Below are 17640 nucleotides of genomic sequence, written 5' to 3'. Positions count from 1 at the left end.
TCCCCGCCCAGCCGCACGCACCGCAGAGGTATCTCACGTGACGACCACCCCACCGTCCTCCGCCTTTCCGTCCGCGTTCGCCGCGGTGGATCTCGGCGCAACCAGCGGACGCGTGATCCTCGGCCGGGTCGGCCCGGACAACCTCGACCTCACCGAGGTCCACCGGTTCCCCAACACGCCCGTACGTCTGCCCGACGGGCTGCGCTGGGACGTCCTCGCCCTCTTCCAGGGCGTCCTCGCCGGGCTTCGCGAGGCCGCCCGAACGGGCGGTGTCACCTCGATCGGCGTGGACACCTGGGCGGTGGACTACGGGCTCCTCGACGCGGACGGCGCCCTGCTCGGCCACCCGTACCACTACCGCGACAGCCGCACCGAGGGGGCCGCCGACCGCGTGTGGGCCGATGTGGGCCGCAAGGAGCTGTACCGGATCACAGGACTGCAGCACCTGCCGTTCAACACGGTCTTTCAGCTTGCCTCAGCGGCGGGAAGCGTCCAGCTGGGCGCCGCCCGCACCCTGCTCCTCATCCCGGACCTGCTGATCCACTGGCTGACCGGATCCATCGGCGCCGAGGAGACCAACGCCTCCACCACCGGTCTGTTCGACGCCCGCACCGGCACGTGGTCCAGGGAGGTCCTCAGCCGGCTCTCCCTGGACCCCGGGCTGTTCCCGCCGCTGCGCGCCCCGGGAGACCCGGCGGGCACGCTGCTCCCCCATGTCGCCGCGTACACCGGGCTCGACGCCCGGACACCGGTGACCACGGTCGCCTCGCACGACACCGCTTCCGCGGTGGTCGCCGTGCCGGCGACGGAGCCGAACTTCGCGTACATCTCGTCCGGTACGTGGTCGCTGGCCGGCCTGGAGCTGGACTCCCCGGTCCTGAGCGAGGAGTCCCGAGCCGCCAACTTCACCAATGAGCGCGGTGTCGACGGCACGATCCGCTTCCTGCGCAACATCATGGGCATGTGGCTGCTCGAGGAATGCCGCCGTACCTGGGACAAGGAGGGCCTGCCCACGCACATCCCGGCCCTCCTCGCCGACGCCGCCCGGGCCGAGCCCTTCGCCTCGATCGTCGACCCGGACGCCCCGGAGTTCCTGGCCCCCGGCGACATGCCCGCCCGCATCCGGGACTTCTGTGCCCGCACCGGCCGGCGCGTTCCCGGCAGCCAGGGCGCTGTGGTCCGCTGCATCCTGGAAAGCCTGGCCCTCGCCCACCGCCGCGCCTTGCGCCAGGCCGCCGAGCTCGCCGGCCGTGACATCACCCACGTCCACCTCGTCGGCGGCGGCTCGCGGAACGATCTCCTGTGCCAACTCACGGCCGACGCCACGGGACTTCCCGTCATCGCCGGCCCTACCGAAGCCACCGCACTCGGTAACATCCTCGTCCAGGCCCGAGCCGCCGGCCTCGTCGGCGACCTGCCCGCCATGCGCTCCCTCGTCGCCTCCACCCAGCACCTGCGGCACTACACCCCACGGGGTGACACCGCCGCCTGGGACGCAGCCGCCGCCCGACTCGACCCCGCCCCGAGGACCTCCTGATGCGCGTCGCCCTCTTCGCCACCTGCGTCAACGACGCGGTCTACCCCTCCACCGCCATCGCCACCGTCAAGGTTCTGAGGCGCCTCGGCGTGGAGGTCGACTTCCCCGCCGCACAGACCTGCTGCGGACAGCCCCAGTTCAACACCGGCTACCGCAGGGAGACCGAACCTCTGGTACGCCGCATGGCCCGCGCCTTCGAGGGCTACGAGTACGTGGTCACCCCGTCCGGGTCCTGTGTGGCTATGGTGCGCGACAACTACCCCCGGATCGGAGCGAAGGCGCGCGCCGAGGGCCGCGGCAGCACGCTGGCGGACGCGTCCTCGTCGCTCGTCCCGAGGACGTACGAGCTGACGGAGTTCCTGGTCGACGTGCTGGGCGTGACGGATGTGGGTGCCTTCTTCCCTCACAAGGTCACCTACCACCCCTCCTGCCACGGCCTGCGGATGCTCGGCCTGGGCGAGCGGCCCCGCAAGCTCCTGGAGGCGGTGAAGGGCCTGGAGCTTGTGGAGCTGCCGGGGGCCGAGGAGTGCTGCGGCTTCGGTGGCACGTTCGCGGTGAAGAACGCCGACGTGTCGGCCGCCATGGGCCTTGACAAGGTCCGCAACGCCCTGTCCACCGGCGCGGATGTGCTGTGCGGCGCCGACAACTCCTGCCTGATGCACCTCGGCGGCATGCTGCGCCGCCAGGACGCCCCGCAGCGCGCGCTGCACATCGCCGAGATTCTCGCGAGCACGGAAGAGGAGCCCCTGGCATGAGCGGCACGTATCTCGGCATGCCGGCCTTCCCCAAGGCCGCGCACGAGGCCGTACAGAACACGACCCTGCGGGCCAACCTGCGCCACGCCACCCACACCATCCGCGACAAGCGGGCGGTGGCGGTGGCGGAGCTGGAGGACTGGGCGGAGCTGCGCGAGGCGGGAAAGCAGATCAAGGATGAGACGCTCCGTCATCTGGACAGATATCTGGTCCAGTTGGAGGAGTCGGTGGTACGGGCCGGTGGCACCGTGCACTGGGCGGCGGACGCGGCCGAGGCCAACCGGATCGTCACCGGCCTCGTGCGCGCCACCGGCGAGACCGAGGTCGTCAAGGTCAAGTCGATGGCCACGCAGGAGATCGGCCTCAACGAGGCGCTGGAGGCGGAGGGCATCGCCGCCTACGAGACGGATCTGGCGGAGCTGATCGTGCAGTTGGCCGAGGACCGGCCGTCCCACATCCTCGTGCCGGCCATCCACCGCAACCGCGGCGAGATCCGGGACATCTTCCGCTCCGAGATGGCTCGTTGGGGCCGCCCCGCGCCCGAGGGGCTCACCGACAGCCCCGCCGAGCTGGCCGAGGCGGCGCGCCTGCATCTGCGGGAGAAGTTCCTGCGGGCGAAGGTCGGGATCTCCGGGGCGAACTTCATGGTGGCCGAGACCGGCACCCTCGTCGTGGTCGAGTCCGAGGGCAACGGCCGGATGTGCCTGACCCTCCCCGAGACCTTGATCTCGGTGGTCGGCATCGAGAAGATCGTCCCCACCTGGCAGGACCTGGAGGTCTTCCTCCAGACCCTCCCCCGCTCCTCGACCGCCGAGCGCATGAACCCGTACACCTCCATGTGGACGGGCACGACGGACGGCGACGGACCGAAGAACTTCCACCTCGTCCTGCTCGACAACGGCCGCACCGACACCCTCGCCGACGAGGTCGGCCGGCAGGCCCTGCGTTGCATCCGCTGCTCCGCCTGCCTCAACGTCTGCCCGGTCTACGAGCGGGCCGGCGGCCACGCCTACGGCTCCGTCTACCCCGGCCCCATCGGCGCCATCCTCAGCCCCCAACTCCGCGGCACGGCAAGCGAGATCGACGCCTCACTCCCGTACGCCTCTTCCCTCTGCGGCGCGTGCTACGACGTCTGCCCCGTCGCCATCGACATCCCCGAAGTCCTCGTCCATCTACGGGAGAAGGTCGCCGACCAGGGTGGCAAGGGCCACCGTCTGGAGAAGGCCGCCATCAAGGCGGCAGGGTGGATCTTCGATCATCCCTCCGCTCTGGAGGCGGGCGAATGGCTCGCGTCCAAGACGCGCACGCTGCATCCCAAACGTCTCCCCGGCCCGGGGGCCGGTCAGTGGACCGACAGCCGCGACCTGCCCGAGTTCCCCGCGGAGCCGTTCCGTACCTGGTGGAAGCGGAACCACGAGCGCAAGGAGGACTCCCAGTGAGCAGCAGAAACCTCATCCTGGGTCGGATCCGCCAGGCCCTGGCCGACGTACCTCCGGCTGACACCCCGTATGAGCAGGCCGTATCCCGCGCCTACGTGCGGGAGCACGGCCGGCGGGACGCCGAACAGACTGTCGACCTCCTTGCGGAGAACCTGGCGGACTACCGGGCCGTCGTGCACCGCTGCCACCCGGACGGGCTCCCGGACCTGATCGCCCGTCTGCTGACGCAGCGGGGCGCGAGCGCCGTCCTCGTGCCGAAGGGCCTGCCGCGGCACCTGCTGAACGGGACTGACGCCGACGTCGTGCGCGAGCGGGCCGGCCACTCCCCGGACGACCTCGATCGTCTCGACAGCGTGGTGACCGGCTGCGCGGTGGCCATCGCGGAGACCGGCACGCTCGTCCTCGACGCCGGCCCGGACCAGGGCAGCCGTCGCATCACCCTCGTCCCCGACCACCACATCTGCCTCGTCCGCGTGCCCGACCAGGTCGTCGGCTCCGTCCCCCAGGCCCTCGAACGCCTCGACCCGACCCGCCCCCTGACCTGGATCTCGGGCCCTTCCGCCACCAGCGACATCGAACTCGACCGCGTCGAGGGCGTCCACGGCCCTCGTCGCCTCGACGTCGTCCTCGTCAGCCATGCCTGAAGGACGGGGACTCCCTCCCCGGGGTGTCGGGCACGGAGCTGCGGGACGCACAGCGCCCCCGAGACCTCTCGGGTCTCGGGGGCGCTGTCGGTTCACGTCGGAACGTGGGGATCTCTCAGGCCGGGGTCACCAGGTGCCCGGCGATGCGTGCCAGCTCTTCAGAGCGCTGTCGAAGCCGCCGTCGGTGCGCGCCTTGAAGGTCATCGCCGCGCTCGCGCCGGTGCCGTCGTTGTACATGACCGCGATGTCCTCGCGGCCGTCGTGGTCGGTGTCGCCGGAGACCGGGAGACCGGCCTCCTGCACGTGCCACGTCCCCTCCGGGGCCTGCCAGCTGCGGAAGTCGTCGTTGATTCCGCCGTCCGGCCGGCTGGTCATGGTGAACAGGGAGGCGTTGCCGTACCCGTAGTCGTACAGGACCGCCAGGTCGGCGCGGCCGTCGCCGTTGTAGTCGCCCGCGGTGACCTTGCTGCGCCACCACTCCCACTGGCCGGGCGTCTTGTACCACGAGGGGTTCGTGACGTCGAAGCCGCCGTCGGACCTGGCCGGCAGGGTGAACGCCCTGACCGCGCCGTCGCCGTAGCCGTACAGGGCGACGATGTCGTCCCGGCCGTCGCCGTTGAAGTCACCGCCCACGTACTTGGCGCTTCCCCAGCTCCAGTTGCCCGCGCCGGAGCGCCAGCTCGGGAAGGAAAGGTTGAACGTGCCGTCGGCCTTGGACAGGAAGGTGTGGGCGCCGGTGTCGTCGCTGCCGTGGTCGTAGAGCATGACCACGTCGTCCCGGCCGTCGCCGTTGTAGTCGCCGGCCAGGAGCTTGCCCCGCTTCGCGTCCCAGTTGCCCGCGGGCGTGTAGGCGCTGCGCGGCAGCGACGTGAAGGTTCCGTCGGCCTTGCCCAGGAAGGTGAACATGCCGTTGGAGCCGTCGTCGTAGCCGTACAGGGCGGCCAGGTCGTCGCGGCCGTCGCCGTTGAAGTCACCGGCGACCCACTGGGAGTGGGCGTACGAGAAGTTCCACGCGCCGCTGTTGTAGGCGAGCACGGGGGCGGCGAAGCCGCCGTCCGCCTTGGCCGCGTGCGTGTAGAGCGCCGTCGCGTGGCTTCCGTAGTCGTAGACGGTGGCCATGTCGGCTCGGCCGTCGCCGTTGAAGTCGCCCGCCAGCTCCTTGCGCAGGTGGTCGGTGCGGTCGGCCGGGCGGTGCTCCTCCGTGGTGCCGGTGGTGCGGTTGTGACGGATGTAGGTGCCGTTCTGGAAGTCGGTCCGCGGACCGCCCGCCACGTCGTACTCCTCCGACTGCGGGTAGCCGAGGAAGCTCTTCTCGGCGCCCAGCGCGATCCACTTGTTGCGGATGCTGCCCCACACGCCCCAGGCCTTGCCCGTGGTGGTGGTCCAGTAGATGGAGCGGGAGTCGGAGGTTTCGCCGCGGCGCCGGAAGTGGTTGTAGCGCCCGATGCCGTCGGCGTTGTTGGTCTCGTCGGTGGTCGGATAGCCGAAGCCGGACGGGCCGCCGAGCGCCAGGTATTTCCGGTAGATGGTGCCGTGGATGGAGCGGCCGCCGAAGTCGTACGTCCAGTAGATGGCGCCGTTGCCGCCGGACCCGGTGAAGGTGGTGACCCAGGCGTCGCTCTCGAAGGTGGTCGCCTCGTCGGAGGTCGGGTAGCCGAGGAAGCTCTTCTCGGCCCCCAGCGAGAACCAGTAGCCGCGGATGCCGTTCTGGACCATCCAGGCGCCGGTGTTCGGGTGCCAGTAGACCGAGGCGTTCTCCGAGCCGGCGCCGTTCTGGCGGAAGTGCGCGTACCGGCCCGTGGCGTCGTCGGGCGTCATGACGTCCGTGGTCGGGTAGCCGAAGCCGGACGGGCCGCCCTTCGCCAGGTACTTGGCGAGGATCGGGCCGCACAGGGTGTGCGTGCCGGTGTCGGCCGAGGTGAAGCTCTGGCACTCCGACCAGGGGGTGCCGCCCAGCACGAGACGGCGGCCTGCGCCGAAGGCCGAGCCGGTGCTCAGGGCCTGGCCCGGGAACTCGGTGATCTCACCGCCGGCGTCGCGCGACCACAGGTCGGGGAAGCCATTGTTCTCGAAGTCGCCGTTGCTCGCCAGGTGCTGCTGGGCGGTGCCGGTGAAGCCGGTGGCGATGGACGTGGCGCGGACCGTCGTGTCGCCGTACACCGTGAGGTCGGCGACGGTGGTCGAGGACGGGTCGGTGGTCGCGCGGCTGTTGTACTGGTGGATCTTGCCGCTCGTCTTGTCCCTGGCCCAGATCTCGGGCAGCTTGTCGCCGTTGAGGTCACCAGGGGCGATCAGGGTCATGTTCTGCCAGTCGGCGTTGCCGAGCAGGATCGGCGGGCGGAAACCCGTCTCGGTGACGTCGAGGTAGGTACCGGTGTTGCCGAAGTAGAGGTACAGCTCGGCGCCGGCCTTCACCAGCAGGTCGGGCTGGTCGTTGCCGTCGACCAGGCCGTCCTTGGTGTCGTCGTCGACACTGCCGATGACGAGGGCCTGCTCCGCCTGTGCCCAGTGGTCGTTCTCCTCCAACGCGGCGGACAGCGGGAACCTGTTGGCGTCGACGGGCATCAGATCGCCGTCGCCCTTGCCCGGGTAGACGTACAGCTCCTTCCGGCTGCCGTCGGCGGCGGGCCGCAGGGCGACGAGGTCCTCGTAGTAGTCCGTGTTCCAGCTGCCGCGGTGGGACAGCGACACGGCGTCGGCGAAGGAGCCCCGGTCGAGCTTCTTGGACAGGCCGAAGGTGCCGTCGCCCTTGCCGGGGTGCATCCACAGCTGGCCGGAACCCGGGTCGACGCTCCAGATGTCGACGGTGTCGTCGCCGTTGAGGTCGCCGGGCTTGTCGCGGGTCGGCTTGCGCTTGGCGTAGAAGAGGTACGCCTTCAGGTCGGAGCGGTTGTTCGCCGCGTCGAGGCTGCGGACGAACAGGCTCTGCGGGCCGGTCGTGGTCGGGGTGTACTCCACCGACGCCTCGCCGCCGGCCGAGGCCGCGGCGACCTCACGCACCTTCGGGTCGGACTCCGTCCACCACTGATACTTCACGACATCGGACTCGCCGTTGGCGTTGAAGGTGAAGATGCCCTTGGTACGGGCCTCGGAGGTGGTGTCCGGCTGGTTCTCGGGGAACTGTACCGAGGTCACCTTGGGCGGGCGACCGGGCCGGGTCGCGTCGATGCTGAACACGCACTGGCCCGCCCAGGGGCCGGCCGCGTGGTCGTCGAGCCCTCGGACGTCCCACCGGTAGGTGCCGGTGGGGAGTTCGGAGGCGGGGATGCGCCACTGGGCGACGTTGCCGTTCGCGACCCAGACCTGAGGCCTCTTGATGGTGCCCCAGTAGTCGTTGTCGTTCCAGTAGTTGAACTCGGCCCGGAGCGCGCCGTCCTCTGAGTCCGAGATACGGGCGCGGAGCACCACCTCGTCGGTCGTGCCGATCATGCCGCCGCCGCAGGACACCGAGGGGTCGGTGCCGCGCTCGCCGGGCGCGTTCGGCACGGTGTTGTACTGGGTGGATATGCGGGCGCTGTCGGGGTTCATCTTGCGCCACGACACGTCGACGGTGTCGGTGGCCGACTTCAGGCCCATGGTCCAGGCGGGCCAGTGCCAGCGGGCGGCGTCGGCGACCGCGGAGGTCACGTTGAGCTCGACGAGGTTGCCGTCGCCGGGGCAGTTGATTCCGCCGTACGACTGGCCGGAGGAGTCGACGAGCCGCTTCCAGGCGGGCTGGTTGTTCCAGGTGGTCCAGGTGCCGATGCCGTCGGTGTCCCAGATCTGGATGTCACCGGACTTACAGCTCCAGGAGCCCGCGTAGGTCTGCTGGATGCGGAAGGTGGACGACAGGATCTGCTTGTCCCAGAGGCTGCCCATGCCGACCTGGAAGAAGGTCTTCGCGCAGACGACCGCGTAGCCGTTCTGGGCGTCCTTGGCGCAGCCGACGCGGGCTTCCTTGCTCTGGTTGCCGCCGTTCCAGTAGTTGGTGTTCGCCGAGTTCGGGAACGCGTTGTGCTTGTAGGCGAGCGCCCACACCGACTTCCAGTCGTCGCGCCACACCGGGTCGATGACGACGGGGTACGTCGTCCCGGGCGCGGTCAGCAGCTTCCGGTCGGGGGTGAGGGTGAGGGTGGTGCCCTTCAGGGCGACACCGAGGTCGGCCTGGCGGGTGCCGAGGGAGATGCCGTCGACGGCGTCCACGGGGTCGGCCTGCGGGGCGGCCTTCGCCGCGGGCGCGGCCTTCGCGACAGGGACGGCCTTCGTGGCTCCGGAGTCCCACATCTGCGGCTTGGCCGAACTGAACAGGGCCTTGCCGGCGGGGTCGAGCGCCCGCAGCTCGCCGTTGGCCTCCTTGCGGAGGGTCAGTCCCTTGCCCTTCAGGCCGAAGGTGACCTCGGCGAGGGCCGGGTCGTCGGCGGCCTGGCGGTTCTTGACGATCAGCTGGTGCGAGAAGCCGCTGACATCGGCGGTGACCCGTAGGTCGACGCCGTGCAGCACCTCGGGGTACGTGGCGCTGTCGCCCTCAATCCGCGGCGCGGGCAGCGGCTTCGGCCAGGTGAGACTGATGTCCCGGCCGTCCTTGCGCATGGTGACGAGCGAGTCCTTGCCGCCGCCGGAGAAGGTGAGTCCGACGCGGGTGGCGCGGGGGGTGATCCGGCCGTCGCTCCGCTTGCTCAGTCCGGTGTCCACCGGTACGAGCTTGCCGCCGCGCAGGACGCGGATCGGGGTCAGCGCGTGGTTCTGGGTGAACGTGCCGTCCGGGTTGGCCCAGACGTCGTCGGTCTCGGTGCGCTTGGAGGCGATCTCGACCGGCTTGCCGGTGCGCTTCGCCTCGGCCTTCGCCTTGGCGTGCGCGTTCTTGTCGGCGGTGTCGGTCGCAGACGCCTTGGCCGACGCCTTGTCGGCGGCGGAGGCCTGGGACGCGGTACCGGCCACGGCCGTGACCGGCACCGTGCCGAGCAGCACGGCGGCCAGCGCGGTGGCCGTGGTGAGGGCCGGCGTTCTGCGGCGCGGTGGATCGTCGACGCGCGCACGCGTCGGATTGGGTCTCACTGAATGAGTCCTCGGGGTCGGGTCGGCAACCGCACCAGGGCGGGTGTCCGAGATCGAGTGATCCGACCGCTCGCCGAAGGCCGCTTGCGGCGACCCCGACGGTCGGCCGTTGGCGTTCGATTAGTTGTAGCAGTGGCGAGGGTTCTCGCGCGCCGAGATCATACACATGCACCCGAGGGATCGAGGCGTCGTTGAAGGGAGATTGACGGAAGCACAAATTCCGTACTGCTGCGCCGGTTTGACCGCCACGACCATTACCTTTACATCTGACTCCCACTCAACTGGCCTATGGTGCGCCGTCTCGACGCCCGGGTGTTCCACTGTTAGGTTCTGCGCCGTCATTCAAAGCGTGATCATGACATGCTTCACGCTTCTCTCATCCTTCTCTCATGGAGTGTTCGAATCTTGATAAGATCCAAGGCGCGCGCCCTGCGTGCGCCTCTGAGGCGTGTCCGGCGGTGGCCGATACCGCTGCTGGCACTCAGCCTGTTGACGTCCGGCCTCACCGCCGTCGACGCGGCGGCCGCGGGGTCCGACCTCGATCTGCCCGGCCTGCAGCGACTGACCAAGGTCGGCGGCGCCCCCGTCATCGGCAAGGCTGCGCCCGGCCCGGCCGAGTCCCAGAAGAAGAAGTGGAAGAACCCGCCGGCGATCGCCTGGCCCAAGGCCGGTACCGCCGAAATCACCCTCCCCGAGCCGACGCTCAGCCCCACCGCCCGACTGAACGCGGACACGGGCGACTCGCTCGACGCCCGGTCGGCGAAGCGGGCCGGTGCGGCGGTCCGGGCCGGGGCCCTTCCCGTGAAGGTCGCCGCGCTCGCCCCGCGCAGCAAGGCGGGCCCGCTCTCCAAGTCGTCCGCTGCCGCGCCCTCCGCCGCGTCCACCGGGCCGGTCAAGGTCAAGGTCGGCCTGCTCGACCGGGCCGCGGGCCGCCGGGCCGGACTGGCGAACAGCCTGCTGCTGTCGGTCCAGCGCACCGACGGGGGCACATCCTCGGCGCCGGTCTCGGTCGAGCTCGACTACACCGCCTTCAAGAACGCCTACGGCGGCGGCTGGGGCTCTCGACTGCGCTTCACTGCCATCCCGTCCTGCGCCCTGACCACGCCGAAGAAGCCGGCCTGCCAGGGCGGCACCCCGGTCACCACCACCAACGACCCGACGACCGGCAAGCTCGTCGCCACCTTCGACGCCCCCGCGTCCGCGACGGCCACGAGCAGCGGCGGCCTGAGCACGATGTCCGGCACCGCCACCGCGGGCGCGGACACGGTGACGCTGGCCGCCACCGCGGGTGCCGACGGTGCCAACGGCACGTACAAGGCCACCTCGCTGAGCCCCTCGGGCTCCTGGCAGGCCGGCGGTTCGGCGGGCGACTTCTCCTGGTCGTACCCGCTGGACATCCCCGCCTCCCTCGGCGGCCCCAGCCCCTCGCTGACCCTCGGCTACTCGACGTCGACCATCGACGGCCGGACCTCGGCCTCCACCCAGCAGACCTCGTGGGTCGGCGACGGCTGGGACCTGGCGTCGAACTACATCGAGCGGTCCTACGTCCCGTGCAGCCAGGACAAGCGGGCGAACTCCGGGTACAACAACCCGAAGGACGACACCGGCGACCTCTGCCACGGCGCCCCGATGGTCACCCTGTCGCTCAACGGCGGCTCCACCCAGCTCGTCCTCGACGACACCACGAAGAAGTGGCGTCCCGCCAAGGACGACGGCTCCCGGGTCGAGCTGCTCCAGGGCGCGCAGAACGGGGACAAGGAGGGCGACCACTGGCGGTTCACCAACGCCCAGGGCATCCAGTTCTACTTCGGCGTGAACCGGGTCCCCGGCTGGACGACCGGCAAGCCCGTCACCAACTCCGCCTGGACGGTGCCGGTCTACGGCAACCACCCCGGTGAGCCCTGCTACACCACGACCTTCGCCGACTCGGCGTGCGACCAGGCGTACCGCTGGAACCTCGACTACGTCGTGGACCCGCGCGGCAACGCGATGACGTACTGGTACGAGAAGGAGGTCAACCACTACGGCTCGAACTACCAGATAGCCGGCGGCTCGACCGCCCGGGCGTACGCCCGTTCCGGCTGGCTGGACCACATCTCGTACGGTCTGCGCAGCGACAACCTGTTCGCCGAGGCCCCGTCCCAGGTGAAGTTCACCGTCGCCGAACGCTGCCTGGTCTCCGCCACGTTCGACTGCGACCCGGCCAAGCTGAAGTGGGACTCCGACTGGAACACCGCCAAGCAGTGGCCGGACACCCCCGGCGACCAGCTGTGCGCGGCGGGCGAGGAGTGCAAGGGCCGGTTCACGCCGACCTTCTTCACCCGCAAGCGGCTGACCGAGGTCTCCACCTCGGTCTGGAACGGCACCGAGCGCAAGCCGGTCGACACCTGGAAGCTCACCCAGGACTTCCCGATGACCGGTGACGGCACGGACTACCCGCTGTGGCTGTCCGAGATCCGGCACACCGGCCAGAACGGCGGCTCGATCGAACTGCCGCCGGTGAAGTTCCGCGGCAAGCAGCTCCCCAACCGCGTGGACGGCGCCCAGGACGGCAAGCCGCCGTACCTGCGGTACCGCATCGAGGCGATCGACACCGAGACCGGCTCGACGATCCTCGCGCACTACAAGGACACCCAGTGCTCCTCCGTCGCGCTGCCCGCGTCGCCGGAGACGAACACGATGCGGTGCTTCCCGGTGGTCTCGGAGATCCCGGACCCGAACGACCCGACGCACGAGCGCAAGCTGTACGTCACCGACTGGTTCCACAAGCACATCGTGGACTGGGTCCAGGAGGAGGACCGCAACGGCAACTCGCCGACGCGGCGCACCGAGTACGAGTTCCTCGGCTCTCCGGCATGGGCGTTCGACGACGAGACCGAGATGATGCGGCCCAAGACCCGCACCTGGTCCCAGTGGCGCGGCTACGAGCGGGTCCGCACCTACATCGGCATGGCGCCGGACCGGCGTTCGATGACGGAGACGCTCTTCTTCCGCGGCCTCGACGGTGATCGCGCGACGCCCTCCGGCGGCACGCGTTCGGTCAAGGTCAGGGACTCCGAGGGCAACGAGATCCCGGACCACCGGCTCTTCGCGGGCCAGACCCGCGAGGTCCTCGCGTACAACGGCGAGGGCGGGCAGCTGGAGGCGGCGACCACGTACACCCCGTGGCTGCACGGGCCCACCGCTACACGGCTGCGCAAGGGTGCGGTGCCGGAGGAGGACATCGAGCCGCAGCAGTCGTACGTCCAGCAGACCTCGGACGTGGCCTCCCGGATCCTGCTGTCCGAGGGGCGCGGCTGGCGCCGTACCGCGATGCACACCACGTACGACGACCGCGGCTTCGCGCAGTCGGTGTCGAACCGCGGTGACATCGCCGACCCGTCGGACGACAGCTGCACCCGCTACGAGTACGACTCGGACGAGACCCGCTGGATCATCGCCCGCCAGAAGCGGGTGGAGTCGGTCGCCAAGGCCTGTGACGCCACCGATGTCGCGCGCCCCGAGGACGTGACCTCGGACGTGCGGATGCACTACGACGCGGCCGGCAACGTGCAGTCCACCGAGTCGCTCTCGGGCTACTCGGCCGGCAGCCCCGTCTACGTCACGGACGGCAGCGCCGTGTACGACGCGTACGGGCGGCCCACGGCCACGACGGACGTGTTCGGCAAGGTCACCAGGACCGACTACACGCCGGCCTCCGGCCAGATCGTCGCCAAGGTGGTCACCACCAATTCGCTGGGCCACACCCAGACGACGGAGACCGACCAGGGCCGCGGCTCGGTCCTGGTCCAGACGGACGCCAACGGCCGTCGCCAGGTCATGCGGTACGACGCGCTCGGCCGCCTGACCAAGGTCTGGTCCCCGGACCGCGATCCGCTGAGCAAGTCGCCGGACGGCGAGTTCTCGTACGACGTCCGCACGGACGGTCCGGTCGTCATCACCAACAAGGCGCTGCTGGACGACGGCACCTACCGCACCAGCTACGACATCTACGACAGCAGCCTGCGCATCCGCCAGACCCAGATGGAGGCGCTCGGCGGCGGCCGGGTGATCAGCGACACCTTCTACAACAGCCTCGGCCAGGTCTGGAAGAGCAACGGCGCCTACTACGCGGACGGCGCGCCGTCGGGCGTCCAGTGGGGCCCGCTCGACAACCAGGTCCCGTCCTCCACGGTGACCCAGTACGACGGTTCCGGCCGTGCGACGGCCCAGATCTCCCGCAAGTTCGGCGTGGAGACCTCCCGGACCACGACCAGCTACGGCGGCGACAACATCACCGTCGACCCGCCGAAGGGCGAGACCCCGACCCGGGCGTTCCTGGACGGCCTGGGCCGCAAGACGGAGCTGCGCTTCTTCCACGCGGACTCGCCGACGGGCGCGTACGACAAGACGCTCTACTCCTACAACCGCCGCGGCAAGCTGGAGTCGGTCGTCAGCCAGGCCGGTGATCGGTGGGCCTTCGAGTACGACATCCGCGGTCGCCAGACCAAGCAGACGGACCCCGACAAGGGCACGTCGACGATGACGTACGGCCAGGGCGACCGGATCGCGACGGTCACGGACGCCCGCGGCAAGACTGTCGCGCCCGAGTACGACGTGCTCGGCCGGGTCGTCGCCACGCACGAGGGCTCGGTGACGGGTCCGACGCTGACGTCGACCACGTACGACACCCTGCCCGGGGCTATCGGCCTGCCCGTCTCCTCGACGCGGTACGTGGGCGGCAACGCCTACAAGCAGGAGGTCACCGGCTACGACACCGAGTACCGCCCGACCGGGTCGAAGATCACCATCCCGGCCTCGGAGGGCGCGCTCGGCGGCACGTACAGCTTCTCCACCGGCTACCGCGCGAACACCGGTCTGACGGCGTGGACGATGCAGCCGGCGGCGGGCGGTCTGCCCAGCGAGATCAGCACGATGACGTACAACCACTTCGAGCTGCCCACCATCATGGGCGTCGGAGGGAAGGCGTTCGTCGGCAAGGTCGACTACTCGCCCATGGGCGACGTGCTGCGCACGGAGGCGGGGCCGGCCGGCTCCCAGGTCTACTCGACGAACTACTACGACGAGCAGACCCGCGACCTGTTGCGGACCGTGAACGACCGCGAGGTGTCGCCGAGTCGGATCAACGACACGACGTTCGAGCGTGACGACGTCGGCAACATCCTGAAGATCACGGACAAGGAGGGCCCGGAGGGCACCGCCGACGTCCAGTGTTTCGCGTACGACTACCTGCGCCGGATGAACGAGGCGTGGACCGCCACGGACGACTGCGCCGCCAAGCCCGGCTCGGCGGGCCCGGGTTCGACCCCGTCGGTGGGCGGCCCGAACCCGTACTGGTCCTCGTACAGCTTCGACGCGGCGGGCAACCGCACCAAGGAGGTCCAGCACTCCCCCACCGGCGTCCTCGCGAATGACGTCACCCGCACCTACGTGTACGGCACGGCCGGCCAGGCCCGCGCCAACCAGCTGCAGAAGGTCGACACGACGGGGCCGGGCGGTTCACGCACCGAGTCGTACACGTACGACGAGGCGGGGAACACCCGCACCCGGACCATCCAGGGCGACACCCAGACCCTGGACTGGGACATCGCGGGGCAGCTCGCGAAGGTCACCAAGGGCACCGAGTCGACGGAGTTCGTCTACGACGCCGGCGGTAACCGCCTGATCAAGCGCGACCCGACCGGCACCACGCTGTACCTGCCGGGCACCGAGGTCAAGCTGACGGCGGCGGGCAAGCTGGAGGGCACGCGGTACCACGCCCACCCGGCCGGTCCGACGATGGTCAAGACGGCCAAGGACGGCGTGATCACCACGTCGTACCTGATGGGCGACCAGAACGGCACGGCCACCACGGCCGTGGACGCGACGACCTCGGCCATCACGCGCCGCAAGTTCACCCCGTTCGGCGAGGTGCGCGGAACGCCCCCGTCGGTGTGGCCGGGCAAGAAGGGCTTCGTCGGCGGCGACGTCGACGAGTCCACCGGCCTGGTCCACCTGGGCGCGCGCGAGTACGACCCGGCGACGGGCCGGTTCCTGTCGGTCGACCCGATCGTCGACTACAACGAGCCCAAACAGATGAACCCGTACGCCTACGCGAACAACTCGCCGGTGACGTACAGCGACCCGAGCGGTCTGTCGATCGCACCGCCCATGATGCCCGTCAAGGACTTCACGGACGCGGAGGCCGCCTGGGCCAACATGATCCAGGGCAAGAGCGCGCTTGACGTCGCTCTCGAGATCGCCCTGGGCATCCTGAAGGACGCCTCCGGCTACAACGACATCAAGGCCTGCCTCAGCGGCGACATGTGGGCCTGCGGCAGCCTCGCCCTCGACGCGGCCCTCCCCTTCGCGGGCCGCGCCAAGCGCATCATCAAGGCCCTCGACCGGGCCTGGGAGGCCTTCAACAGCTGGTCCCAAAAGCTGGCTCTGGCCCGCGACATCCTGCGCCGGGTCGAGCGCTACCAGCAGGCGATGGCCAAGTACGCCGAGGACCTGGCCGAATGGAAGCGCCAGGTCGAGGAAGCCGCCGAACGCGCGAGAAAGCTGGAGGAGGAAGCCGCAGCAGCCCGCAGAGCCGCCCAGGAGGCCGCAGCCGCGGCCGCCAAGAAGGCGGACGAGGCGAAGGCGACGGCGGCGAAGCAGGGCAAGTCGTCGGCGGAGAAGTCGAAGAAGTCGGACGGGGACGGGAAGGCGTCGAAGTCCTCGGAGGCGAAGAAGGGGGACGAGCCGAAGAAGTCGGGCGGCAAGGACAACGACAGCGGAGGATCCGGCAGCAACGGCGGTTCGCAGAGGAGCGGTACATCCCAGAGTGGGGGCACCGGACCGGGTTGTAAGATCGGCAACAGCTTCGTCCCGGGCACGAAGGTCCTCATGGCCGACGGCACCGCGAAGCCCATCGAGAACGTGAAGCCTGGCGATGAGGTCGTCGCGTCGGACACCCGGTCCGGTGCCACCGAAGCCCAGCCGGTCGCCGCGCGCATCGTCGGCGAAGGGTACAAGGACCTCGTTGAGGTCACGATCGACGCGGACGCTTCTAAGGGCGACGCGACGGAAAGCATCACAGCTACTGACGGGCACCCGTTCTGGGTTCCGACGCTGGGCGAGTGGCTCAAGGCCACGGACCTCACGGCCGGCCAGTGGCTCCAGACCTCGGAGGGTACCTGGGTTCAGATCACCGAGGTCAAGCGCTTGTCCCGGACCGTGCGGGTGCACAACCTCACCGTCGCCACCATGCACACGTACTACGTGCTCATGGGCGCTGCGCCTGTCCTCGTTCACAACTGTGGGAAGGGCACCATCAGCCAGCAGGTGATGGACGACCACATCGTCGCCGAGCACTTCGAGCTTGCCCCGCAGGCGTGGACTAAGTGGGCGGACAAGTCCAAGTTCGACAGCTGGGTCACGGAGGCCCACGTCCGTAACTGGGCCAAGCTGGCGATGAGGAAGCCGATGGAGCGCATGAACGTGGGGACCGGCAAGAAACACCGTCACGTCCTTGAGATCAACAGCATGCACCCGGTCGGATTCGACAAGGACAACAACCCGCTGCACAAGATCGCCGTATGGGTGGAGAACGGCGAAGTCTCCAGCGTTTATCCATTCTGACGAGGTGATGAATGATCAACACACAGGTATGCACGGAACGCGGAGGGATCGTCTCGCGCGGATCGCATGGGCTGGATTGGATGACAACCCTCCAGCACATCGACCCGGAGACGTTCCCCTGTCTGGGCAGCCTGCTGCCTGATGGGCACGCCATGTTCAACTCCCGTCAGACGAGGAGGCTTCGACGCGAAATCTCCGATCCGTCGGTGCGTGAGCTCCTCGGGGGTGAAGTGGTGGAGGAGATCGACGCACTCTGCCTTCAGGTGGAGAACGGTCTACATCTCTATCTCTGGTTTCTGGGCGACTAGGAACTGAGTGCCGCACCGCGTGACGGCAATGGAGGCGAAGCCCCGCCAGGCATCCTGGCGGGGCTTCTGCGTGAGGTGACGACAGTGGCTGATGACACCGACGGCGGATGGGGGATGGTGGCGGCTCGTCGTCAGGCCCTTCAGTGACTGTCGGACCGTCGAGAGCGGCACTGAGTGCGTCGATGGCGTCTCACTGAAGGCGGATTCGTACACGGTCTCAACATGCACCTCGACGCGGCCGTCAACGGGTTGACGCTTCCCTCCAGGATCACCACGACGGCGAGCTCACTTCCGGCCCAGGCCAGAGCCGCGGTCAAC

7 protein-coding genes are annotated in these 17640 nt (G+C 69.5%); 6 read left to right on the top strand and 1 reads right to left on the bottom strand.

The window, feature by feature from the left end; translation table 11 throughout:
- Nucleotides 1-37: 37 nt before the first annotated feature.
- From ACZ4VI_RS14965 to ACZ4VI_RS14950, 4 genes are read left to right on the top strand one after another with little or no spacing between them, the layout of a single operon-like run.
- Entirely contained in the window at nucleotides 38-1537 is a 1500-nt protein-coding gene (locus ACZ4VI_RS14965) for a rhamnulokinase (RefSeq protein ID WP_467999623.1), read from the top strand.
- Entirely contained in the window at nucleotides 1537-2292 is a 756-nt protein-coding gene (locus ACZ4VI_RS14960; RefSeq protein ID WP_467999622.1) for a (Fe-S)-binding protein, read from the top strand. Before ACZ4VI_RS14965 ends, ACZ4VI_RS14960 begins: the two co-directional genes overlap by 1 nt.
- Nucleotides 2289-3731 (top strand): LutB/LldF family L-lactate oxidation iron-sulfur protein, encoded by a 1443-nt coding sequence (locus ACZ4VI_RS14955; RefSeq protein ID WP_467999621.1) that lies wholly within the window; start codon nucleotides 2289-2291, stop codon nucleotides 3729-3731. The genes ACZ4VI_RS14960 and ACZ4VI_RS14955 overlap by 4 nt, the downstream gene beginning before the upstream one ends.
- The gene (locus ACZ4VI_RS14950; RefSeq protein WP_467999620.1) at nucleotides 3728-4375 is read left to right on the top strand and encodes a LutC/YkgG family protein; all 648 of its coding nucleotides are present in this window, start codon (nucleotides 3728-3730) and stop codon (nucleotides 4373-4375) included. Before ACZ4VI_RS14955 ends, ACZ4VI_RS14950 begins: the two co-directional genes overlap by 4 nt.
- Before the next feature lie 126 nt (nucleotides 4376-4501).
- On the opposite strand, the gene ACZ4VI_RS14945 is transcribed toward ACZ4VI_RS14950, so the two are convergent.
- Nucleotides 4502-9409, bottom strand: coding sequence for an FG-GAP-like repeat-containing protein (locus ACZ4VI_RS14945; protein WP_467999619.1), 4908 nt, complete (start codon nucleotides 9407-9409; stop codon nucleotides 4502-4504).
- Nucleotides 9410-9898: 489 nt separating this feature from the next.
- Here ACZ4VI_RS14945 and ACZ4VI_RS14940 point away from each other — a divergent pair, with 489 nt between their 5' ends.
- Both ACZ4VI_RS14940 and ACZ4VI_RS14935 read left to right on the top strand, forming a co-directional pair.
- Nucleotides 9899-17014, top strand: coding sequence for an RHS repeat-associated core domain-containing protein (locus ACZ4VI_RS14940; RefSeq protein ID WP_467999618.1), 7116 nt, complete (start codon nucleotides 9899-9901; stop codon nucleotides 17012-17014).
- 11 nt (nucleotides 17015-17025) lie between these two features.
- Entirely contained in the window at nucleotides 17026-17322 is a 297-nt protein-coding gene (locus tag ACZ4VI_RS14935) for a hypothetical protein (protein ID WP_467999617.1), read from the top strand.
- The last annotated feature ends 318 nt before the right edge of the window (nucleotides 17323-17640 follow it).

This window comes from Streptomyces sp. NPDC029169 (assembly GCF_055563935.1).
Note: the sequence above shows the minus strand (reverse complement) of the source record. Positions and strands in the feature narration are given on the sequence as shown.

What these genes read in the sequence shown, in the direction of transcription:
- ACZ4VI_RS14960 (WP_467999622.1), top strand. Translation starts at nt 1,537, where the DNA reads ATGCGCGTCGCCCTCTTCGCCACCTGCGTCAACGACGCGGTCTACCCC.
- ACZ4VI_RS14955 (WP_467999621.1), top strand. Translation starts at nt 2,289, where the DNA reads ATGAGCGGCACGTATCTCGGCATGCCGGCCTTCCCCAAGGCCGCGCAC.
- ACZ4VI_RS14935 (WP_467999617.1), top strand. Translation starts at nt 17,026, where the DNA reads ATGATCAACACACAGGTATGCACGGAACGCGGAGGGATCGTCTCGCGC.